This is a genomic window from Anoxybacteroides rupiense, assembly GCF_014196195.1.
Taxonomy (GTDB): domain Bacteria; phylum Bacillota; class Bacilli; order Bacillales; family Anoxybacillaceae; genus Anoxybacteroides; species Anoxybacteroides rupiense.
This window is the reverse complement of record NZ_JACIDF010000006.1, coordinates 110,612-132,479: the sequence shown is the minus strand read 5'-3', so window position 1 is coordinate 132,479 and position 21,868 is coordinate 110,612. Positions and strand designations below refer to the sequence as shown.

The window sequence follows — 21,868 nt, the reverse complement described above, 5'->3', positions numbered from 1 at the left end:
TTCCCATAACAATCCCCCTTTAAGATAAGGGGGATTCAGACTTCTGACAAACGCTTTTATGCGGGATGCTGAATATGTATAATTGTAGACAAAGCCTGTCTTTTGGCTTTGTCTACAATCTAGAATCCTGCTTTTTCTATTGAAGTAAACGGATAAATTCGCGCATAAAAATTGGTAAGTCTGGCCAAGCATGAGCAGAAACAAGGTTTTGATCAACATGAATCGTACGGTCGGATACATAGGTTGCCCCTAATGCCTCCATCCCTGGCTTGCAGGCAATATAAGCTGTCAAACTGCGACCTTTGACCACATCTGGCATCGTTTCAAAAATAAGCGAAGCGTGACAAATAGCAGCAATGGGCTTGTTTGCTTCAAAAAAGTGGCGAACAATTCGCTGAAGATCCGCATCAAGCCGAATATATTCAGGAGCACGTCCGCCTGGAATCACTAATCCATCATAATCGTTTGGGTCAATATCAGCAAAGGCAGCTTGCGCTTCGATCAAATATCCTTGCTTTTCCACATACGTATCCCAATTAGCAAAATCGTGGACAACGGTGTGCAATTTCTTTTTCTTAGGAGCCGCAATCGTTACTTGATATCCTTCTTCCAGCAACCGGTAGTACGGATAGTATATTTCTAGCGCCTCCACCGCATCACCTGCGACAATTAATACGTTTTTGCTCATGATCCTTCCTCCTTACCATTTTTTTCTTTACATCTCTATCATAATAGAAAAACAAAAAAAGAAAAAGAAAAATGTCCTAATAATAGCATAAAAAAGCATCTTCTCAAATGAGAAGATGCCGCGCAAAATTATGATTCTACATCATATCCTTGTTCTTCAATCACTTCTTTTAACGCTTCAAGCTTCACTGTTGCTTCATCATATTCAACATCCACTGTTCCTTTCTCAAGGTGTACCTCCACGCGCTGCACGCCCTCAAGCTCGCGCAAAGCATTCGTCACAGCGGCTTTGCAATGTGCGCATGTCATTCCCTTTACTTGCAATGTAACGGTCATGATGAATTCCTCCCTTTTATTTTTATATGTTCACACGCTTCAAGCGAAGCGCGTTCGCCACAACTGAAACGGAGCTGAATGCCATGGCGGCGCCGGCAATCCATGGCTCCAATAGACCGGACGCCGCAATCGGAATGCCGATTGAATTGTAGAATAAAGCCCAAAATAAGTTTTGACGAATATTTTTCATTGTTTTGCGGCTCAGCTGGATCATTTTCGGAATATGGCGCAAATCTCCACCAACTAATGTGATATCCGCTGTTTCAATGGCAACATCGGTACCGGTGCCAATCGCTATGCCAATATCCGCTCTCGCCAGAGCCGGCGCATCATTGATGCCGTCACCGACCATCGCCACCTGCTTCCCTTGTTTTTGCAGTTTCGCGACAAGATCCGCCTTCTCTTCTGGAAGCACTTCTGCGTATACATGATCGATCTGCACTTGGTGAGCAATGAATTCTGCTGTCCGTTGATTATCTCCTGTCACCATGCATACTTCCAGACCGAGCTGCTTTAGTGCTTGAATCGCTTCATTTGAGCTTGCTTTTACAGTATCAGCGACGGCAATTACACCAGCCAACTGTCCCTCGATGGCAACCATCACTGTTGTTTTTCCATGCTTTTCAAATTCAACTAGCTTTTCTTCATACATGGAAAACGCAATTCCGTATTCCTTCATCAGTTTGCGCGTTCCGACGATTACCTCTTTCCCCTCGACCAACGCCTTCAGACCATGGGCGACAATAGCGGAAAAAGAGTCCACAGACTTCAGCGGAATCTGTTGCTGCTTCGCATATTCGACAATAGCATGCGCTAATGGATGCTCAGAAACACCTTCAGCAGAAGCGGCATAGCTGAGCATTTCGTTTTGCAGCACAAGGATATCGGTTACCTCCGGTTTTCCCTTTGTCACGGTTCCTGTTTTGTCCAACAAAATGGTATGGATCTTATGAGCCATTTCTAATGATTTTCCCGCTCTAAAAAGAATGCCTTGCTCTGCTCCCTTACCTGTCCCGACCATGATGGACGTCGGAGTAGCAAGACCGAGAGCGCATGGACACGCAATGACAAGTACAGAAATCGCTACTTCAAGCGCTTTTGGCAAATCTCCCGGCATCACCCAAGCATACCAGATGACAAACGCTACTAAAGCAATGCCGACCACAATGGGAACAAAGATTCCCGAAATCACATCCGCAAGGCGCTGGATGGGTGCTTTGGAGCCTTGCGCTTCTTCAACAATTCGTATAATATTGGCAAGTGCCGTATCTTTTCCGACCTTTTCTGCCCGAATCGTTAGTGCCCCTTGTTGATTAATAGTAGCTCCGATGACAACATCTCCTTCTTTTTTATCAACAGGAATCGATTCTCCGGTAATCATTGACTCATCGACAGACGATGATCCAGAAACGACAAGTCCATCCACGGGAATTTTCTCTCCAGGCTTAACAAGGAGAAGATCACCAACCTGCACCTTCTCAATCGGCACTCTCTTTTCTTGACCATCTTGGAGCACAATTGCTTCCTTTGCCTGCAAGCTCAATAGTTTAGTAATCGCTTCTGTCGTTCTTCCTTTTGCCAACGCTTCAAAGTATTTGCCGACAAGTACAAGCGTAATTAATACCGCGCTTGTTTCAAAATAGAGACTTGGCACGTACCCAGGATGTATAAAGGCTTGTACCGCTTCATACAAGCTATAAAAGTAGGCCGCTGACGTGCCGAGAGCGACCAGTACATCCATATTCGCACTCTTGTTGCGCAGCGCCCGATACGCCCCCATATAGAAAGGAGCTCCGATATAAAATTGCACTGGAGTAGCTAAAAAAAGTTGAAACCATGGGTTCATCAATAATGATGGCATCGGCAAGCCTGTGCTGATCGGCAGATGCGCCATCATCGTATAAAGAAGCGGCAACGATAAGGCAATAGAGACAAAAAGCAGCGGTTGTTTTTGGTGCTGCTTTTGCTTAGACTTGTGCTTGCTATCTTGAATTTGCGCTTTATAGCCAAGCTTGTTCATCTTCTCTACGATATGTTCGATTGTCACCATTCCTTCATAATACTCGACAACAGCACGATTCGTCGCCAAGTTGACCGCGACATCAGCGATGCCATCCATTCGCTGCAATCCTTTTTCAATTCTTGCTGCACAAGCGGCACATGTCATTCCTTCAATATCGAATGTCGCTTTTTTGGAAGCAATACCGTATCCAAGCTTCTGAATTTGGCCGGAAATATCTGCAAGGGTTTGCTTGGAGGAATCATATTGAACCGCTGCCGTTTCCATCGCCAAATTCACCGTAGCTTGTACCCCATCCATCTTATTTAGCCTTTTCTCAATTCGATTAGAGCAAGCGGCACATGTCATCCCTGTAATTTTCATTGTTACATGCTTTTGTTGACTCATGGCCCTTCCTCCCTTATTTCGCAAATTGCTTAAAAACATCCATGAGCTCTCGGATTGATTCTTCTCCGTTGCCATCGCGAATCGCTTTGGCCACGCAATGGCTGACATGTCTTTCTAACAGGTTCAATCCCACTTTGTTTAGCGCAGCCGTAATAGCGGAAATTTGCACTAAAATATCCACGCAATAGCGATGGTCTTCAATCATTTTTTGTACCCCGCGCACTTGTCCTTCGATGCGCCTGAGCCGCTTTAGCAAATCGTCTATTTCCTGCTCGGTGCGCATCGTCTTTTTATGATCATGATGCTCCATTGTCATCCCTTCTTTCATATTCAGCAACTTCTTCAATTACATTATACCCGTAATGGGTATAAGATGCAAAAGAAGAGTTCTATTTTTTCTCCAAGGTGAAAATGTGATGACCCCCGCTTCCTTTGCTCGCTCCTTTTAACATCATCCACCGAAAAGCCTCCCCCTCTTATACGGAGGGTAGGTGAGAGAGACTCATCCCATGTGTCTACTTGTTATTCATTAACGAAATAAATGATTATGGCTTGACCCAAAATGAAAGAAGATGCATCTCTGCTCCTCTCATACTTACTTTGATCAATGCCTTCGCCCTGCATGAAAGATGCTGAAAATGATGGTAGACAAAGCCAAAATGGACTTTGCCTACGATGTGAAAGGAGACGCATCTCCTCTTCTCTAACCCGTTTCTATTTGTCAGGCTTATGAAACAGCTCAGAGCCTCGAAGAATAATGTTTTGACCAAACTTCTTCTGAAGATGCTTCACTGTATTCAACAACGCTTCGTCCCTCGCATCCTCTTCAAAATGGAACAAATCCAGCTGCTTAACCGCCTCTTTTTGATCAAATACATCCAACGCCGTAACTCCAAGGAGTCTTACAGCGCTTCCATTCCAATGCTTTTTGAACAGATATGCGGCATATTGAAAAATTTCATCTGCCTCTTGAAACGGGCGTTCCCATGTTTTGCTGCGTGTAATCGTCTGAAAATCGCGGTAACGGACCATAATTTGAACAGTCACAGAAACCACACCTTTTTGCTTCATCCGCTGACTAACCGATTGTGCTAAACGGCGCAGAACATCGCAAAGGACTCGTTCCTCCGTCACATCTTGCGAAAGAGTGGTAGAATTTCCAACTGATTTCCCTTTCGTCCGCGCTTCGGGATCCACCGGACGATCATCGATTCCGTTCGCCCGCTCCTTAAGGCGAATACCGTTTACTCCGAAGGACTGCTGAAGGAGAGGCATCTCTGCTTTTGCCAGCTCGCCAATTGTAAAAATGCCCATTTGGCTCAGTCTTTGCGCCGTTCGTGCACCGATTCCATGCATCGCTTGAACCGGAAGAGGCCAAAGCCTCACCGGGACCTCCCGCTTCCGCAGCACAGTAATTCCCAGTGGCTTTTTCATTTCACTCGCCATTTTAGCTAAAAATTTATTAGGCGCAATCCCAATGCTGACAGGAATTTGCAGCGTCTGCAGCAATCCTTTTTGAATCCGTTCCGCTATTTCGAGCGGCGGCCTAGGCCAGTCACATGCTGTCATATCCAAATAACCTTCATCGATCGAAGCAGGTTCTAGAACGGAAGAAAAAGAGGCTAAAAAGCGAAATACTTCCTGGCTCATTTTGCGATAGAAACTAAAATCAGGGGACAAGACAACCAGCTCCGGACACTTTTTTCTCGCTTCCCAAAGCGTCATTGTCGTATAAATGCCATAACGCTGCTTAGCAACGTAATTAGCAGCCAGAACAATTCCTTTCCGTTCTTTCGGATCTCCAGCCACCACGACTGCTTTTTCTTTTAATGAGGGTTGGCGAGCGATTTCACAACTGGCAAAAAACGAGTTACAGTCAACGTGAAAAATGATCCTTCCTTTTTTCTGATTCATTGAACTCACGTCCTGTCATTTTTCCATGTAAAAAATGATTGAACATATGCACATCAGACGCGCCTTAAACCAGCAGCAGTAAATTCAAAAACCACAAACGTCACGACACCGGATGGATGTCCACCAATTAGTACACTAAATGTGCGGCTAAAAGGTAGCGGTCAGGAAAAAGTCGCCATCGCGAGTTTTTTGCTTTCCTGAAAATAGAGCTAGTGTGGTTCGACTTGGCTCTATTTTCGCTCTTTTTCTACTATTATACATCTGTTTTTCGATCGTGTTCTATATAATGTTGAAGCATTACAAGTTTGTTATCCCAAAATCGTTCGTAAAAAGCAAGCCAGTTCTTCAGTTCAAGAAGCGGAGTCGGTTCTAAACGATACCGCGTTTCCCGCCCGACTTTCCTCTTTTGAACAAGACCTGCTTCCGCCAAAATACGCAAATGCTTCGAAACAGCGGTACGGCTAATCGGAAAATGTTTGCTGATAAGGGTAACAGATAATTCCTCATCCGCCAGCAAGTTTAATAGCTTTCGCCGAGTAGGATCAGCGATGGCTTGGAACACATCATGCTTTTTTGATAAAGCTGACATTTTATACCTCTAAATAGTCCTTTAATGATGCAAGCAGCTTCCCCCAGCCCTGATCCATTCGGTCGCGTACGATGGTGTGACGTTCTCCAAATTCTGTCTCCTTGTCCATATCCCATCCAGAATGGATCAATGTAAGGTCTGTCTGGTTGGCTATCTCCTTTAATTCAAACGTCAAAACCCAGTCCTTTCCCCAGCGAAATGAAAGTCGGTGCGACGGATTTATTTCGGTTACTTCGCACGGTGACATTCCAAACGGACCAGCGTTGAGATGAAATCGATGGCCGACAATCGGTTGAAAATCATTCGGCATAAACCAAGCTGCAAGACCTTCGGAGGTAGCTACCGCTTTCCATGCTTGATCAATAGGGGCATTTAATCTCACTGTTCGGCGAATATCCGTTGACGAAGAACGATTTCCAATGTTCATTTTCATGTCCTCCAGCTTTATTTTTCGAAACCAAATAGTTTCATTTTGATTATACGAAACCATTTAGTTTCATGTCAATTTTTCTAAAAATCTAGCAAGCTTTGTGAACGAAGCCATGATTGAACGCAATGAATGAATGTTTTGGCGGCAGGAGAAAGGTGATAGAAAGATGACGCTGCGATGCCAATCGTCCGGTAATAATCTCCCTCTAAATGGATGGTACAAAGATCATCTGGCATTCGAAAAAGCGCCATTTCTGGCAAAATACTGATGCCAAGCCCATGCTGTACCATAGCTATAATCGCTTGATCCTCTACCACCTCATACTTCACTTTCGGAAACACGCGATTTTCCTTTAATATAGTTCTCACATCATGGTCGTATCCCCATTTTGGCATAATAAACTCCTCTTCTTCGAGCTGCTCGAGTGGAATCGATGTTTTTCCAGATAAATGGTGTTGCCGTGGAACCATGCACACCATTCGATCCTTCTTTAAAGGGATCGTTTCTAAAGATTTCGCAGCTGTTAAAGATAAAAAACCAAAATCTACCTCTCCACTGGAAATCCAATGGCGAATCTCGTCATAATCCCCTTCTAACAGTTTAATCTCGATCAAAGGATGGTGCATATGAAACATGCGAATGACCCCGGGAAGCCATCGCGCTGAAACACTAGTAAAAGTGCCGATTCGCACCATACCAACCTCTAATCCGTTAATAGCAGCGACCTGCTGTTTTAATTTTTCATTCCAGTTTAGTATTTCTCGCACTAATTTCAATACTTGCTCTCCATTGCTTGTTAAACGCACACCCGATCGGTCTCGCTGTAAAAGCAAAAATCCCCACTCCGCTTCCAAGCTCGCGATGGCATGGCTTATGGCCGATTGAGTTAAACGAAGAGCCTCCGCTGCTTTCGAAAGACTGCCAAACTCTACCACTGCATGGAATATTTCAAACTTAGTCAACGACATCCATTTTGCTCCTTTTTCATGAATTTTTTTCATAAAAAATATGATAAAGATTCAATTTTCTTATATTCATTGTACATGTATACTATTCACCAAACAATCCATTCAACAATTTAGGGAGAGGGTCAACCAATGAGTCAAACGAAAGCAAATGTCATGCTATTTTTAATTACGATATTTTGGGGTTCTTCTTACTTATTTATGAAGATGGGACTAAATTCCATTCAACCATTTAGCTTGATTGCTTGGAGATTCGGCATTGCTTTTTGCTTATCGTCCCTTATTTTTTATCGACGGCTGCTTCAGCTTGACCGAAAAATTGTAAAAAGAGCAGCCCTTCTAGGAACCATCTTATTTTTCGTATTTGCGTTCGTTACAGTGGGCGTAAAATCCACCTCTACTTCACATGCGGGCTTTTTAGTAGGATTCACCGTTGTATTAGTTCCGCTGTTTTCTGCTATCTTTTTAAAGAAAAAACCAGAAAAACGAGTCATCATCGGCGCAGGCGCTGCCATGTGCGGAATCGGACTGTTAACATTAAACCACGGCTTCGCGATAAGCCAAGGGGATATATTCTGCCTAATGACAGCTGTATCGTATGCGGCTCATATTATGATGACCGGGCAGCTGACCAAAAACGTTGACTCCATTGCCCTTGGCGTCCTGCAGCTTGGCTTTTGCGGAGGTCTTGGAGCCTTATGCTCGCTTTTGTTTGAATCGCCAAGTATTCCAACTCAAATAGAATCATGGATCGCCATTTTCTCCTTAAGCATATTTTGCAGCGCAATTGGATTTGTCGTACAAACAGTTGCTCAAAAATATACGACAGCCACTTATACTGGCTTAATTTTTTCACTTGAACCTGTTTTTGCTGCTTTATTCGGCTACCTCTTTTTAGGAGAGGTTTTGCCGCTTAAAGGATACTTTGGAGCTGCACTCGTCCTGTTTGGTGTTATTTATGCTCAAGTTCAAAGTGGAAAGCAAAAGCGACAAAGCATAGCGGCAAGAAAAGCGATGGAGATGTAAACAAAAAACGTTTGGGTTTTTGCTGCCCAAACGTTTCTATGGCTATTCCGTTGACCGAAGAAGCTCAATAAAATGATGAACAATTTTTGCCGTCAGTCCCCAAATGACCTTATCTTCATAATAATAAAAGTATTCATCAATTTGCCGCGGACGCCAACGATAGTTTTTCCCTCCTGGAATTTTATCAAAAGGAAAATCGGCATCGGGACACGCTTGAAGCTGCACATGATAAATCTCTGGCTGCGTCTCATAAAAAAACGACAACGGCACTGTGAAGATTTCGTCCACTTCCGATTCATTCGGCTTTATTAAACGAGGAGAAGCAAGAGTAGCGACAAACGGATAAAGGACCATCCCAAATGGGGAAACCATATAATCAAGCGGAAATACATCATGAATAGCATCTTTTTCGATTCCCAGCTCCTCGCACGTTTCACGGATAGCGGCCGCTTGTTCATTCTCATCGTCATGATCGACCTTGCCCCCTGGAAAACAAATTTCCCCAGGCTGTCGCCGAAGCTGAAGTGAGCGAACCTCAAATAACAGATGAGTTTCTTTCTCTTTTTTTATCAGCGGCAGCAGAATGGCAAATTTGGCGAACTGCTCGATGCCGAGCAGTGACGGAGTTCGCTGCTGCAGCTTTTTGATCTTTCCATCCATTCTCATCCCTCCCTTTTATCCTATTATAAATAAAAAATGTTTGGAACTTTCTTTTATTTTTGACAGCCGGCTTGTTTAAGAAGATTCGTTCCATCTCAAGCTGTGTTTATAAAAAAATGGATTAATAAACATCACGCTTAACAAAAACGAAAAAAGCAACAAGCAAGGCAGCGATTCCCCATACCGCTAGAACACTCATCGAAAATCCGAGCGTCATTCCATTAATCGGCGGCGCTGTTCCACTAATATAGTCTGTCAGACGCAAATTGACCATAAAAAAATATTTGGCGGATTCCCAAGAAGAAACCATGTTCGCTAAAATAGCGCCAGAAATCAAGGCTGCCAGCATGACTCCCATCACGGCTGCCGTGCTTCTTATTAATACCGATAACATAAATGTCAATGTTCCTACAACAACAGCTACAAACCAAGCAAGTCCTAGCTCCATCAACAAATATTTCCATTGAGAAATTAAGTGGACATTGGCTGTATTCAATTCTTCTCCTTGAATTGTAAACCCTGTCAACAGCGGCAAATTCCATCCGCCATATCCGAATACAGCGCCGGAAATCAGCCATGAGAGACATACAAGTGATAGGACAATAAAGGAGATCGACAATAACATCGCGATATATTTGCTTAATAGGATTTTCCATCTCTTTATTGGCCTTGTGAGCAATAATTTGATCGTTCCTCCGCTTGCTTCTGAAGAAACTAAATCAGCCACTACGACCATTACCATCAATGGAAGAAACAGATCAATAGCGTTTTCAACAAAGGTACGCATAAAAGTCGGAGCCCCTGGCGCCGACGGATTAATGTTGTGGTCTAAATAATATTGTTGCTGCTGAAGGCGAATTTGTAAAAACTTACGCCATTCTTCATCAATGCCGCTTGAATTCAAGCGATTTTGCGTATCAATAATTTGCTGCTGAAGCTGTGTTCGCCAATCGGCCGTGCCGAGCCGTTTTTGCACATCCTGTACATGCTTAAATTGCGCATATGTAAATAAAGCCACAAGAACAGCGGTAATGGCAGCAATAATAAATAACCGCTTTTTACGGATAATTTTTAACATTTCATTATAGACAAGATCAGTCAATCGTCTCTCCTCCTGTCAGCTCAATGAATAAATCCTCTAGTGTCGGCAACTTCGGTTCCATTTGGCTCACCTTAACACCTGCTTGCACTAATCTTTCATTCCATGCTGCCAATTTCTCTTTTTCATAATATGTAATCAATGTATCAGCCTGTGCTGATAAAATCACCGTTTCGCTTTCTAATTGTTTTTTTGCTTGTTCCAGCGGCTCTACCTTCCAAACGACCCGCGCTTGTTCCTTTAATAAACGGTCTACTGTATCGATGCGAATGATGCTTCCTTTTGACAGAATCGCTACCCGATCACACATCAGCTGAATTTCACTCAATAAATGAGAAGAAACAAGCACACTTAACCCTTCTTTTTCGGCTAAAAAACGAATAAACTCCCTCATCTCGCGAATGCCGATCGGATCCAGTCCATTTGTCGGTTCATCTAAAATCAGCACAGATGGCTTTCCTAACAACGCTTGAGCAATACCTAAACGCTGTCTCATCCCTAATGAATAGGTGCGAACGCGGTCATGAATACGGTTCTGCAATCCTACAAGCTTGACTACTTCCGTTATTCGTTCTTTCGAAATATCCGGTAGCATGCGAGCAAAATGTTCTAAATTTTCCCATCCAGTTAAATAAGGGTAGAGTTCAGGGTTTTCTACAATACAGCCAATATGACGGATGGCCTTCGTAAATTGACGCTGAAGATCATATCCACAAATCGTAATTCGGCCTGCTGACGGTTTAATCAAGCCGACAAGCATACGAATCGTCGTCGTTTTTCCCGCTCCATTAGGACCTAAAAAACCAAACACTTCCCCTTTTTTCAGCGAAAACGAGAGACCTTTAATAATCGTTTTTCTTCCGATCTTTTTTCGTAAATCTTCAACAACGAGCGTCTGCGTCATTTTTTCCCCTCCTTTGTAAATGTAATCAGCGAAGACAGCCGTTCGCCGATCAGCTTGTACCCTTCCTTATTTGGATGAAATTGATCGCTATAAAGATAATCATTGACATGCAATTCAAATAAATCGTACGTTGGAACAGCAATAATATGAGGATAACGTGCCGCTACTTCGGCTGAATCATAATTCCACTGGCGCACAATCGCTGAAGTAGTTTCCGCATGATCTAGCTGGTTAAACGGATTGTAAAGCCCAATATAAAAAACAACCGCGTGTGGATTCACCGATCGAATCGTTCGAAAAATGGCATCTAAATGACGCAAATAAACGCTTTTTATTCGGTTGATGTACTCAGCCGAGAGATTCTGTAGCGTCTCTCCTCCTTGAAACAAATCATTGCCACCGATCGTCATAAATACAAAGTCCGCTTGCTTCAATTGGCGCTGTACTTCATTTTGCTGGAGTTGTTGCAGCAGTTGCTCCGACACCTGTCCTTTGATCGCCAAATTTGTCAGCTGAATCGGTTGCTTCGTTTTCGTCCGCAGCTCGTCCAAAACGTAGCCAACATACCCCTTTCCTGTTTCATCACCTGTTCCCCGGGTTAATGAGTCACCAATCGCCACAATCTGCAAACGGTGGTCCTCATCAGTCGTTTCTTCTGCACGATAATGGGTCGACAGCGAAGCAGTTGGCTGAAAAAATTGGTCGTAAACGGTCAAGCCAAGCCCAAAAAGCCAGCAGCCTCCTGCAATGATAGAAAGAACCGCAATCACTTTTACCATATTCATTTTCCCACGATCATCCTTTCGCAGCACACTGTACTATCATTCATTATAAAATAGAATGCTGCATAATGGAAAAAAAGCGGCGCATCAAGCAGCCGCTTTTATTGACCCAATCGTTTTTGCAAATAATCAATAATTCCCATCGCACAAACACTAGCATCCAGCTCCAGCACAGAGTGTACATGAGCCTGCTGCGGCACATGATGTGCGGCTAAAAGCGGCTGTACAAGCCCCAACAGACCTTGAGTCACCGCCTTCGCTTTTTCTTCAAAATCACGGGTGGACTGTTTCTCCATCACGTGTTCTCCTATTTCAATAAATTTTGGCAGCCAATAGCGCAGCTGCTCAAATACAGCCTTCGGATTTTTAGACATGCCAAAATGACCAAAATAAACATAATCGAGTTCTAAGGCTTCGAGCCGTTCTGCCGAGGCAAGCATCGCATGGGGATCAAACTGGTTTGGTGAAGTGGAAGGCAAATACAACTCCAGTCCGTATTCCAGCAGCTGGTGGTAAAATACCCCTAACGTATCCCCTGTAAAAATTCCCTTGCTCCGAGAATCATAGATGGAAAAATGGTGGTTCGCATGTCCAGGAGTGTTGAAAAACGTTAAAGTGCGATGCTCGCTCAGCTGAAGTGTGTCCCCGTCTTCTTTTACTACAATGCGCTCTTCCGGAATCGGGATGATCGGCTCAAACAATTCGGCAAATTTTTCTCCATACACCGCTCTTGCCCCTTGAATTAATCGCGTAGGATCGGCCAAATGGCGCTTTCCTTTCGGATGAACGATAATGTTTGCATGGGGGCATTTTTCTAGCAACAGTCCCGCACCGCCAGCATGATCCAAATGAATATGCGTCACAATAATATTGCGCACATCAGCGGTATGCAATCCTAAAGCTTCTAGACCTTTTAATAAATGCGGAATCGATGGGCTGGCGCTCGTTTCGATAATCGTCAGCTCTTCTTCATGAAGCACATATGTACCGGTACGCTCAGCCCAGCCGACATCGAATACATCAATTAGCGAAATTCCATTTCCTAAATCCATGATCGTCTGCATACATTCATCTCCCATTCCCTATTGAAGCTTTCTAAATATTTTATCAAAATAAGTGAAGAATCTCTATAAAAAGATATAAAACGGCATTCAATGGCACATTCATCATTCTCTGATCAAGAAATCCCCACCTCTAAGCGAATCAGAGGTGGGGGGAGTGTTCAATCTAGATTGCTATGCTGGCTAAAGGCTTGTTTGTGTTCAACCTGTTTCACTTCTGCATATTGCAGGCAAATGGCATCTAAAATAATATGGATGCACTGGTCAAATAGAGAGCTTAACGGCTGTATGCTTGCTTTTTCATGATCGCGGCGATATTTAGTCGCTGCAGGAACATAAACTATGCAGGAAGCCTTTTGAGCAAGCGGGGAGGCTACATCAGTCGTAAAAGCCATCACTGGACAGCCAAGCTGCCTCGCTTTTTCCGCCATCCAAACGGTACTTTTAGTTACACCTGAACCAGACACTGCGATTAATACATCTCCATTCTGTATCGACGGCGTGATCGTCTCCCCAACTACATAAACATCGGCGCCAAGATGCATAAGGCGCATCGCAAACGCTTTGGCCATCAATCCAGAACGTCCTTCTCCTGCCACAAAAACTCGTGTCGCAGAGGAAAGAATCGTTACCACCCGTTCCATGCTAGTCGTTTGAAAATCACAAAGCACCTGTTCGATCTCTTTCATGATTAATTGAAGGGGATCGTTCATCCATGACTCCTCCTTGCAAAAATCGCTTGTTTCAGTGTTTGGGCCGCCTTCTGTTTATTCTCTGCCTTTGTGATGGCAGAACCGATAATCACGACATAGGGCTGCAGCTGCTTCACCATATCAAGAGAATCAAGGGAAATTCCTCCAGCAATCGCCCATGTCCGTCCTTGCATCTCCTCCAAAAACATAGGGAACCGTGCTGCGTTGAAACCAAAAAGCTCTTGTTCATCCTTGCTTACATGAAGGCAAAAAATCGCTTCCTTATATTCTAGCAATGACGGCAGAAGCGTTTCATGGACATTCAATAAATCAATCATGACTCTTTTCTTTCTCTTTTTTGCTTCATCCAAGCATGTCTTCACGGTAATATTCGGCGCGACTCCCATCGCTGTCATTATGTCAGCTCCCGCTTCAAAGCACATCTGGCATTCATATGCCGCGTTATCCATTGTTTTCATATCCGCCACAAGCAGTTTATTTGGAAATTCTTTTTTCAGCCTTTCAATACTTTGAACACCGTATTCTTTAATTAAAGAGGTGCCAACTTCAATCCAATCAATTTCATGATACACCTCCTCTGTTACATGAATCGCTTCATCCATCGTCATTCGATCAAGCGCAAGCTGAATGTACATCCTCCTTCTCCTTTCCCCATCAAGGCGGCTTTTTCTCCCAGACAATATATGCCAAGTTGTATCCTATATAAGCGCTCTGCTAGAAGATTCACGAATCATCAATGTACACGGGAAAGTGTATAAGTTTGAATCGGGTAATTCCTCGTGATGATGAATTTGCTGCAGCAACAACTCGGCCGCTTTTTTCCCCATCGCATATGCCGGTTGAGCAATCGTGGTCATTGTCGGTTCAGAAAAACTAGCAAAAGGAATATTGTCAAATACAACGACGGCCACATTATTTGGAACGCGAAGACCGTTTTCTTTTAAAAATTTCATGACTTCAAAAAAGGATAAATCATTCCCCGCTACTAATGCAGTTGGTTTGTCCGGCAATGCAAATAAACGGCTTAATTCGGAAATCATTCGCTGGATTTCTGTTGAAATCATATATTCTTGTTTGATGGGAATGCGATAGTCGTTTAGCGCCTGCTTATAACCGTTCATTCTCTCAATGCGCGGATAAATCGTTAGCGGTGGCGTAATTATGGCAATGTCTCGATGCCCCTTTTCAATCAAATGGGCCACCGCCTGATAGGTTGCCTCCTTATTATTCACAACAATGGTACGGATATTGACTTCTGAAATCTTGCGGTCTACAAATACGACTGGATAACGTTCCTGCTCCATTTGTTTGTACAACTCAAGATTGCCGCCAGTCGGAAAAAGGATTAACCCATCCACTTGTCTTGCTCGCAGCATCTCAATATATTTCCGTTCTTTAACCGGATCGTCGTCTGCATTACAAACAATGGCATGCATATCATGCTCATGACAAAAATCTTCGATGGCTCTGCTAATTTCCGTCGAAAAGCTATGCATAATATTAGCAACAATAATTCCGATCATGGCTGTCCGTTTTTGCTTTAAACTTCTGGCAATATAATTCGGATGATAGCCAAGCCGTTCAATGGCCTCACGAATCTTTTCTTTTGTCTCTTCTCCCATATGCTCATATCGTTTATTTAAAAATTGCGATACCGTGCTTTTTGATACCCCTGCCGCTTTGGCTACATCTGCCATTGTTATTCTTTTCATAACCCCTCTTCCTTTTTATAAACTTCGGTAAATTTCGATTATTTCCATTTTAACAAGAATAAACTGGCCTATCCAGCACATGGGAAGAAAAGCAAATTCTCTTTTCCTCGCTAGCCTTTCAACCGTCTATTTCTGGTTATTGTGCCGTCATCGTGCAAATATGCAATTTTTATCGTATAATAATGATAGCCTTTCATTTGTGTGCTTGATGGACCTCCCATTGCTCAGGCACACGTTTCTTTTTTAGGGATTGTTGTCCTTTCACCGCCATCATCGTGAAGATCGCGGCGAAGAACAAAGATCCTGCCATAAAAATATACGAGGCTCCAAATCCTCCCGTGGCCCCATTCAAATAGCCGACAATATAAGAGCCGACGAACGATCCGAGCGCTCCCATACTATTGATTAAGGCCATCGCTCCTCCAGCAACATTGCGAGGCAAGATTTCAGGAATAATCGCAAAAAACGGTCCGTACGGGGCATACATGGCTGCTCCTGCTACTACCAGTAAAAAAAAGGAGATCCAAAAGTGGCTTGTGCCAATCATATAGGAAGCATAAAAGGTAATCGCTCCAACAAGTAGAAACGGCCATACAAATATGGTTCGATTTAACAGTTTGTCAGAGTAGTAGGAAGCGGCGAACATGAAAATAATCGCCAACACATAAGGAACAGATGATAACCAGCCCGTTTTGACAATATCCATATTAGGCGCGGCATGGATAATAGATGGAAGCCACATGACAAATCCGTATACCCCAATGCTCCAAAGCGCATATTGCAAACTCAATAATATGACCGTTTTTGAACGGAATGCCTGACTGTAATTTTTTACAGGCGTTAATTCTTGCTGTTCGCGCTCCAATTGAGCTTGCAGCTGCTGTTTTTCTTCATCCGTCAACCATTTGGCCTCTTTTGGTTCATCATTGACAAGCTTCCACCAAATAAAAGCCCATATGATGGCCGGGACGCCTTCAGCAATAAACATCCAGCGCCAGCCTACTGCTTCAATTAAATACCCTGATAAGATAGACATCCATAGCACTGTTGCAGGATTCCCTAAAATCAAAAAGGTGTTTGCTCGCGAACGCTCCTCCTTCGTAAACCAGTGGCTTAAAAATACAAGCATGGAAGGCATGACAGCGCTTTCTACCACTCCTAATAAAAAGCGAATGATCATAAGCCACTGGATATTACTGACGATGCCAGTGGCACTCGCAAGTCCTCCCCAAAGAATGAGCGACCAAAAAATCAGCTTTTTCGCGCTTTTATTTTCGGCATAATGGGCACCGGGAACCTGAAAGAAAAAATAACCAAGAAAAAATAGCGAGCCGAGCAGTGAAGATGTCGCTGCGGAAATATGCAAATCCTCGGCCAATCCTCCCGCCGCGCCAAATCCATAGTTGGCACGATCCAAATAAGCTAGACTGTACGTAATAAAAACAATCGGAATTAAACGATACCAGCGCGATTTCGCTATTGTACGCTGCATGCCGCATCCTCCCCATTATATTTTTGCATGAAGCTGTCTAACTCTTTTCGATTAGGATAGCCGTCGCTGTCACCTATTGATTGAACAGCTAAAGCTCCGATCGCGTTTCCTCGCATCACCGCTTGGAAAACGGGCATTCCTTCTAAAATCCCGCTGATAAGTCCTACAGCAAAACCATCTCCGGCCCCAACAGTATCTACTACTTTCGATACTCGATATCCCGGAACATATCCCTCCTCATCGCAAGATTTATAAAACGCCCCTTTGCTTCCTAATTTTATAACAACCAGCTTCACTCCTCTTTTTAAATAAAAATCAGCGATATCGCTCGGCTTTGTATAGCCCGTTAGCAATTTTCCCTCTTCGATTCCCGGAAGAACGTAATCACTTTTAAAAGCATATTCATTAACCACTCGAATCATCTCGCCTTTTGTTGTCCATAATGCAGGTCTTAGATTAGGATCGAACGATATCGTTTTTCCTTCTTTTCTCATAAATGATTGCGCGTGCTTGGCAAATTCTCGCATGGAGCTGGAAAGGGCTAAAGGAATCCCTGTCATATGCAGATGTTTAGCGGAACGGAAATAGGCTTCGTCAAAATCAGCCACGCTTAAATGACTGGCGGCTGAATGTTTTCGAAAATATTGTACTTCTGGATCTCCCTCACTTACTTTTGCTTTTAGCTGAAAGCCTGTCGCAAAAGAAGCAGAGATGTGGACCTGCTCAATGTTCACCTGTTCCTGACGTAGCTGCTCGAGAATATAGTTCCCAAACACATCATTTCCGACTTTGCTGACCCACCCGCTTTTTAGTCCTAATCGAGCAAACCCGATGGCCGTATTGACCTCCGCCCCGGCAAGCGCTCGCTGAAAGCGGCTCACCTGCTGAAGCGATCCAGGCTCCTCCGCAACAAACATCACCATCGCTTCTCCAAACGTGACAACATCCATCCTCTCTCCCCTTTCTCATCCTCTTGATTCTGCGATTTTCGTATTTTTGTTAAAGATCCGTCCAAGCCATATAAAGGCAGCTTGAAAATCGAAGAAAAGATCGCTGAAAAATCGATGATCAGTCAGAGACAAATCTTATAAGTTTGCTTTCATCATGCAGACATGTGATAAGAGTCCAAATACTGCTGTTGTTTGAACGCGGGCCATTGAATTCCATATCCATCCCTTATATTTATAGCTCGTGTGTTATCATGAAAGAGAGCCACCCCCCCGAAAAAATTGAAACTTTTCTCGCTTTCAAACGTCTCCTCTTCGTTTAAGGCTTGTAAATCGGTTTTGTAAATCGGTTTACAAGAATTATAACATTTACGTAAGCGTTTTCTCAAGTAATTTTTAAAATTTTTAGACTTTTTATGAAAGACAAGCTAAGATTTCAGCCATTTCCCTGCTCTCTCTTATTCCTTTTTAAAAATAAAAAAGCAGGCAAAAATCGCCTGCTTTTCTCCATAATTTATGCACCCGTGAACTACCCACTATCTACACTTCGCTTAGAGGAGGGCTTCATGTTCGCTGAACGATAAGCCCCACACAAGGACCCTTTACGCTTCCCTTCGTTCTAAAGGGGTCCGTTTGAACGATAAAGTATCCTATCCGTTGGCCATCGCCAACCGAAATTCATTCTCCCCCCTACTCACTGGGCTATCGCCCTTCACGTTCCTTAAAGATGGGAGACTTCTTTTGGAAATTTATTAAAACTTTCCTTGATATTGTTCAAGTTCCCATGCATGCACAGCTGTGCGGTAGCTATTCCATTCCTCATTTTTCATGGCTACATATTCATCAAATACGTGATTACCTAGCGTTTGGCGTCCAATCGTACCATTTACAAATTCAGACACAGCGTCTCCTAAGCTTGCTGGAAGATTTTCAATACCAAGCTCTTCCCGACGCTCTTCTGTCATATGGAAAATGTCCTCATCAATCGGAGCTGGCGCTTTCAGCGCTTTTTCAATACCATCAAGTCCAGCTGCCGCAATCACAGCAAACGCTAAATAAGGGTTGGCCGCTGGATCTGGACAGCGAAGCTCTACACGTGTCGCTACACCGCGTTTAGCCGGGATCCGGATAAGCGCCGAACGGTTGGATGCTGACCACGCAATATAGCATGGTGCCTCATATCCCGGAACAAGACGTTTATAGGAATTGACAAGTGGGTTTGTGACCGCTGCAAAACTTTTCACATTTTTTAATAAACCAGCGATAAATTGATATGCTGTTTCTGAAAGCTGATTTTCATCACTCGGGTCAAAGAATGCATTTTCTCCATCTTTAAATAATGACATATTGACGTGCATTCCTGATCCGTTAATGCCGAAGACAGGCTTTGGCATGAAAGTAGCATGCAATCCATATTTGCTTGCAATCGTTTTCACTACCCATTTATAAGTTGTAGCATTGTCAGCAGAGCCTAATGCATCCGCGTATTTAAAGTTAATTTCATGCTGTCCTTCGGCCACCTCATGATGTGAGGCTTCGATTTTGAAGCCCATCGCTTTTAATGCTCGATAAATCTCAAGACGAACGCGTTCCCCAAGATCTTTTGGCGATGGTTCAAAATAACCGCCATTATCTTGTGTTTGTGTCGTTGGATTTCCGTGTTCATCCGTTTTGAATAAGAAAAATTCTAATTCCGGACCGACAGAAATCGTATACCCTTGCTGCGCCGCACGTTCGACTGTTTTCTTTAATACGTTACGAGGATCTCCTTCAAATCGCGTTGCATCTGGGTTCATTACAGAGCAAAGAAAACGTGCCTCCGAATATCCCTCTTCTACCGTCCAAGGCAAAACAGCAAATGTGTTAAGATCTGGAAGAAGATACAAATCTGATTTGTTTATAGGCGAAAATCCTTTAATGGAGGAGCCGTCAAACATGATTTTTCCATTGACCACATCATCCAATTGCTCAACCGTAACCGTCACATGCTTTAAAATTCCTTCAATATCTACAAATTGCAAATGTAAAAGCTCTACATGTTTTTGTTGAATCGTCTCTTTAATTTGTTCAAGAACTGCCGTATCATTGTTCACTTGCGAAACTAATACCTTATACATGTTACATAACCTCACATTCGTGCGTATAGTTTTCTAACATGATTTTATTATATTGAAACATTCCCGTTTTGACAATCACTTTTTTTATAAATCTTTCTGTATTTTTATAATTTTTTAAGAAAGCGTTTTCTTGATCAGCTGTTTTTATATGCTTGAAAGATTGTAGCCAAGTGCAATAACCTTTCATTTTTTTTGTATATTCATTCATTCTTCCTATTATAAAAGCCAACCTTTTGAGTAAAAGGTTGGCTTTGAAGATAAACAGAAGATCTCCTTTTTTTCGACGATCAGATGTCTCGGTCACACCCAAGCATGACCGAGAATCAAACAATCAACCGTTTTCAGACACATCACTTGGTCTGAAAGACGACTGTTGCAGGGAGTTCCTTGTCCGCTCATATGCGGGGAAATATTGACACATTCCATTGGATTAAGATCGTTACATTAAGTGACGCCGCTAAAATGGGAAGGCACTCCCTTCGATATACATAGGCTTTCCCCAAACAAAGGGATGAATTTATCTCCAACATTTATCCATCACAGGCTACGAAGCCAAATGATCCGATATTAGTCTCTTTTTATGATTGCGGATGGCCCACCAAACCGAAAACACCCAGCCGGCAATAATGATGCTATAAACTACCATATACAAATTTTCCGCTACATTCCAAGAGTGAAGCAATGTGCGTGCATTCGTTAACACAATTAATCCTCCGACAAGCACGCCAAGCAAATGGGAAGGCATGATTCTAACAATCCAAGCAGCAATCGGTGCTGCGATAATTCCTCCTAGCATGAGCGTACCGACCCAAAACCAGTTCACTTCCTCCCATCCTAAAGAAATGAAAAATCCAAGCGTAGCAGACACGGCTACCGCAAACTCTGATGTATCAACAGTTCCCACGACTTTGCGGGCTTCTACTCCTTTTTTCGCTAAAAGGACAGGTGTTGCGATCGGACCCCATCCTCCGCCGCCGGTTGCGTCAAAAAAACCAGCTAACAGTCCGAGCGGAACCAGCTGTTTATTTGACATCTTTTGTACTCGTTCCGTTTCTTGAGACGACTGAAGAAATAAAAAGCGATAGATAATATAAAGTCCAAGAATTAATAAAAAAGTAGAAATGTACGGTTTAATTAAATCTCCAGGCAGATTACTTAAAAAGCAGGCGCCAACAAATGCACCAATCGATCCCGGAATAATCAGTTTTAACACCATATCGCGGTCTACGTTTCCAAATTTTAAATGAGAAGCTCCAGAAGCGGCAGTTGTCACCACCTCAGCTAAATGTACAGATGCCGAAGCAACAGCCGGCGCAATTCCAAAAGCAAGAAGCAGTGTTGTCGAAGTCACCCCATAAGCCATCCCAAGTGAGCCATCAATCAGTTGGGCGATAAACCCAACAATGATAAATACAATCAGCTTTTTCATGATCTTCAACCTCCCCCTAATCTTTGCAAAATCATTTATTTCATGTGTCGATGTCTATCTTTTGCTCAGAAAAGCGTTCTTAAGTTTTCCTGCATCCCTCCCTTTGATAGACAAAAAAAGACACTTTATTGTCGGATATGCATTCCCCAACCATAAAGTGCCTTCAGTTTGTCTGATCAGCATTTACCTATTTGAATTTTTTCATTATTTAATACATTAATACCAAGTATTCCTACTTGTCAAGTGTGTTTTATCATTCATTTTTTATCTTCTCCATACGATTTCGTCTTCCGCTTCATTCGATATGCTCGCTTAATCACTTGCATCTAATGAAATACACCTTAAAGATGGAGCGGCCACCTTTTGAGGAGTGGACAGATCAGGGGACAATCTATGGATTGGCTTTCACCACACATTTGCACGACAAAAAACGAACAACCAGCCATTTTCAGATGATTTTAGTTATCAGGAAGCGGAGTTGTTCGATCACCTTACTGTTGAAATCAGTTATAGTCTAAACAACTGTTGATACATCCAGTTGTATCTATATCGTTTATACGGCACTGCTCCTACGTTTTCCACATTATTCTTAAATGGA

The 21,868-nt window shown here is 43.1% G+C and carries 21 protein-coding genes; 1 reads left to right on the top strand and 20 read right to left on the bottom strand.

Translation table 11 applies throughout. From position 1 onward, the window contains the following. Window positions 1-136: 136 nt before the first annotated feature. The 8 genes from GGQ95_RS11625 to GGQ95_RS11590 form a co-directional block, all read right to left on the bottom strand. Window positions 137-688 (bottom strand): DJ-1/PfpI family protein, encoded by a 552-nt coding sequence (locus GGQ95_RS11625; RefSeq protein ID WP_066149757.1) that lies wholly within the window; start codon window positions 686-688, stop codon window positions 137-139. A gap of 128 nt (window positions 689-816) precedes the next feature. Then, window positions 817-1,023 (bottom strand): copper chaperone CopZ, encoded by a 207-nt coding sequence (gene copZ / locus GGQ95_RS11620; protein ID WP_066149004.1) that lies wholly within the window; start codon window positions 1,021-1,023, stop codon window positions 817-819. Between the two features lie 22 nt (window positions 1,024-1,045). After that, the gene (locus GGQ95_RS11615; RefSeq protein WP_183186820.1) at window positions 1,046-3,430 is read right to left on the bottom strand and encodes a heavy metal translocating P-type ATPase; all 2,385 of its coding nucleotides are present in this window, start codon (window positions 3,428-3,430) and stop codon (window positions 1,046-1,048) included. A 13-nt stretch (window positions 3,431-3,443) separates the two neighbouring features. Next, a complete protein-coding gene (locus tag GGQ95_RS11610; protein ID WP_066149121.1) occupies window positions 3,444-3,746 on the bottom strand; it encodes a metal-sensing transcriptional repressor in 303 nt (100 codons plus the stop codon). A gap of 398 nt (window positions 3,747-4,144) precedes the next feature. Beyond that, a complete protein-coding gene (locus GGQ95_RS11605) occupies window positions 4,145-5,353 on the bottom strand; it encodes a DNA polymerase IV (RefSeq protein WP_183186819.1) in 1,209 nt (402 codons plus the stop codon). 244 nt (window positions 5,354-5,597) lie between these two features. After that, window positions 5,598-5,933: an ArsR/SmtB family transcription factor gene (locus GGQ95_RS11600; protein WP_066149007.1), complete on the bottom strand. Its 336-nt coding sequence runs from the start codon at window positions 5,931-5,933 to the stop codon at window positions 5,598-5,600. Between the two features lies 1 nt (window position 5,934). After that, window positions 5,935-6,360 carry an SRPBCC family protein gene (locus GGQ95_RS11595; RefSeq protein WP_066149008.1) on the bottom strand — a complete coding sequence of 142 codons (426 nt, stop codon included), beginning with the start codon at window positions 6,358-6,360 and terminating at the stop codon, window positions 5,935-5,937. A gap of 83 nt (window positions 6,361-6,443) precedes the next feature. Next, window positions 6,444-7,331 carry a LysR family transcriptional regulator gene (locus tag GGQ95_RS11590; protein WP_159719851.1) on the bottom strand — a complete coding sequence of 296 codons (888 nt, stop codon included), beginning with the start codon at window positions 7,329-7,331 and terminating at the stop codon, window positions 6,444-6,446. A 129-nt stretch (window positions 7,332-7,460) separates the two neighbouring features. On the opposite strand from GGQ95_RS11590, the gene GGQ95_RS11585 reads away from it, so the two are divergent. After that, a complete protein-coding gene (locus tag GGQ95_RS11585) occupies window positions 7,461-8,354 on the top strand; it encodes a DMT family transporter (RefSeq protein WP_183186818.1) in 894 nt (297 codons plus the stop codon). A 42-nt stretch (window positions 8,355-8,396) separates the two neighbouring features. On the opposite strand, the gene GGQ95_RS11580 is transcribed toward GGQ95_RS11585, so the two are convergent. From GGQ95_RS11580 to GGQ95_RS11520, 12 genes are all read right to left on the bottom strand, one after another. Next, a complete protein-coding gene (locus GGQ95_RS11580; RefSeq protein WP_369815536.1) occupies window positions 8,397-9,020 on the bottom strand; it encodes an NUDIX hydrolase in 624 nt (207 codons plus the stop codon). A 115-nt stretch (window positions 9,021-9,135) separates the two neighbouring features. Continuing rightward, a complete protein-coding gene (locus GGQ95_RS11575) occupies window positions 9,136-10,116 on the bottom strand; it encodes an ABC transporter permease (protein WP_066149012.1) in 981 nt (326 codons plus the stop codon). After that, window positions 10,109-11,017: an ABC transporter ATP-binding protein gene (locus GGQ95_RS11570; protein ID WP_183186817.1), complete on the bottom strand. Its 909-nt coding sequence runs from the start codon at window positions 11,015-11,017 to the stop codon at window positions 10,109-10,111. The genes GGQ95_RS11575 and GGQ95_RS11570 overlap by 8 nt, the downstream gene beginning before the upstream one ends. Beyond that, window positions 11,014-11,802 carry an SGNH/GDSL hydrolase family protein gene (locus GGQ95_RS11565; RefSeq protein WP_183186816.1) on the bottom strand — a complete coding sequence of 263 codons (789 nt, stop codon included), beginning with the start codon at window positions 11,800-11,802 and terminating at the stop codon, window positions 11,014-11,016. Before GGQ95_RS11565 ends, GGQ95_RS11570 begins: the two co-directional genes overlap by 4 nt. 98 nt (window positions 11,803-11,900) lie before the next feature. Then, a complete protein-coding gene (locus GGQ95_RS11560; RefSeq protein ID WP_066149015.1) occupies window positions 11,901-12,863 on the bottom strand; it encodes an MBL fold metallo-hydrolase in 963 nt (320 codons plus the stop codon). Window positions 12,864-13,021: 158 nt separating this feature from the next. Beyond that, complete coding sequence (gene hxlB, locus GGQ95_RS11555) at window positions 13,022-13,573, bottom strand: 6-phospho-3-hexuloisomerase (protein WP_066149016.1); 552 nt, start codon at window positions 13,571-13,573, stop codon at window positions 13,022-13,024. Then, window positions 13,570-14,208 carry a 3-hexulose-6-phosphate synthase gene (gene hxlA, locus GGQ95_RS11550; protein ID WP_066149017.1) on the bottom strand — a complete coding sequence of 213 codons (639 nt, stop codon included), beginning with the start codon at window positions 14,206-14,208 and terminating at the stop codon, window positions 13,570-13,572. The genes hxlB and hxlA overlap by 4 nt, the downstream gene beginning before the upstream one ends. Window positions 14,209-14,271: 63 nt before the next feature. Continuing rightward, window positions 14,272-15,285 carry a LacI family DNA-binding transcriptional regulator gene (locus GGQ95_RS11545; RefSeq protein ID WP_159719856.1) on the bottom strand — a complete coding sequence of 338 codons (1,014 nt, stop codon included), beginning with the start codon at window positions 15,283-15,285 and terminating at the stop codon, window positions 14,272-14,274. Window positions 15,286-15,478: 193 nt separating this feature from the next. Then, a complete protein-coding gene (locus GGQ95_RS11540; protein WP_044741615.1) occupies window positions 15,479-16,777 on the bottom strand; it encodes an MFS transporter in 1,299 nt (432 codons plus the stop codon). Then, window positions 16,762-17,727 (bottom strand): sugar kinase, encoded by a 966-nt coding sequence (locus GGQ95_RS11535; protein WP_066149020.1) that lies wholly within the window; start codon window positions 17,725-17,727, stop codon window positions 16,762-16,764. Before GGQ95_RS11535 ends, GGQ95_RS11540 begins: the two co-directional genes overlap by 16 nt. Window positions 17,728-18,476: 749 nt before the next feature. Continuing rightward, complete coding sequence (gene glnA / locus GGQ95_RS11530; protein ID WP_159719858.1) at window positions 18,477-19,841, bottom strand: type I glutamate--ammonia ligase; 1,365 nt, start codon at window positions 19,839-19,841, stop codon at window positions 18,477-18,479. A 544-nt stretch (window positions 19,842-20,385) separates the two neighbouring features. Further along, on the bottom strand, window positions 20,386-21,270 hold the full coding sequence (locus GGQ95_RS11520) for a sulfite exporter TauE/SafE family protein (protein ID WP_066149023.1): 885 nt from the start codon (window positions 21,268-21,270) through the stop codon (window positions 20,386-20,388). Window positions 21,271-21,868 lie beyond the last annotated feature (598 nt).

Coding starts and splice junctions, on each gene's coding strand:
- GGQ95_RS11625 (WP_066149757.1), bottom strand. CDS start 688: ATGAGCAAAAACGTATTAATTGTCGCAGGTGATGCGGTGGAGGCGCTA.
- copZ (WP_066149004.1), bottom strand. CDS start 1,023: ATGACCGTTACATTGCAAGTAAAGGGAATGACATGCGCACATTGCAAA.
- GGQ95_RS11615 (WP_183186820.1), bottom strand. CDS start 3,430: ATGAGTCAACAAAAGCATGTAACAATGAAAATTACAGGGATGACATGT.
- GGQ95_RS11610 (WP_066149121.1), bottom strand. CDS start 3,746: ATGACAATGGAGCATCATGATCATAAAAAGACGATGCGCACCGAGCAG.
- GGQ95_RS11600 (WP_066149007.1), bottom strand. CDS start 5,933: ATGTCAGCTTTATCAAAAAAGCATGATGTGTTCCAAGCCATCGCTGAT.
- GGQ95_RS11595 (WP_066149008.1), bottom strand. CDS start 6,360: ATGAACATTGGAAATCGTTCTTCGTCAACGGATATTCGCCGAACAGTG.
- GGQ95_RS11590 (WP_159719851.1), bottom strand. CDS start 7,331: ATGTCGTTGACTAAGTTTGAAATATTCCATGCAGTGGTAGAGTTTGGC.
- GGQ95_RS11585 (WP_183186818.1), top strand. CDS start 7,461: ATGAGTCAAACGAAAGCAAATGTCATGCTATTTTTAATTACGATATTT.
- GGQ95_RS11580 (WP_369815536.1), bottom strand. CDS start 9,020: ATGAGAATGGATGGAAAGATCAAAAAGCTGCAGCAGCGAACTCCGTCA.
- GGQ95_RS11570 (WP_183186817.1), bottom strand. CDS start 11,017: ATGACGCAGACGCTCGTTGTTGAAGATTTACGAAAAAAGATCGGAAGA.
- GGQ95_RS11565 (WP_183186816.1), bottom strand. CDS start 11,802: ATGAATATGGTAAAAGTGATTGCGGTTCTTTCTATCATTGCAGGAGGC.
- GGQ95_RS11560 (WP_066149015.1), bottom strand. CDS start 12,863: ATGCAGACGATCATGGATTTAGGAAATGGAATTTCGCTAATTGATGTA.
- hxlB (WP_066149016.1), bottom strand. CDS start 13,573: ATGAACGATCCCCTTCAATTAATCATGAAAGAGATCGAACAGGTGCTT.
- hxlA (WP_066149017.1), bottom strand. CDS start 14,208: ATGTACATTCAGCTTGCGCTTGATCGAATGACGATGGATGAAGCGATT.
- GGQ95_RS11545 (WP_159719856.1), bottom strand. CDS start 15,285: ATGAAAAGAATAACAATGGCAGATGTAGCCAAAGCGGCAGGGGTATCA.
- GGQ95_RS11540 (WP_044741615.1), bottom strand. CDS start 16,777: ATGCAGCGTACAATAGCGAAATCGCGCTGGTATCGTTTAATTCCGATT.
- GGQ95_RS11535 (WP_066149020.1), bottom strand. CDS start 17,727: ATGGATGTTGTCACGTTTGGAGAAGCGATGGTGATGTTTGTTGCGGAG.
- glnA (WP_159719858.1), bottom strand. CDS start 19,841: ATGTATAAGGTATTAGTTTCGCAAGTGAACAATGATACGGCAGTTCTT.
- GGQ95_RS11520 (WP_066149023.1), bottom strand. CDS start 21,270: ATGAAAAAGCTGATTGTATTTATCATTGTTGGGTTTATCGCCCAACTG.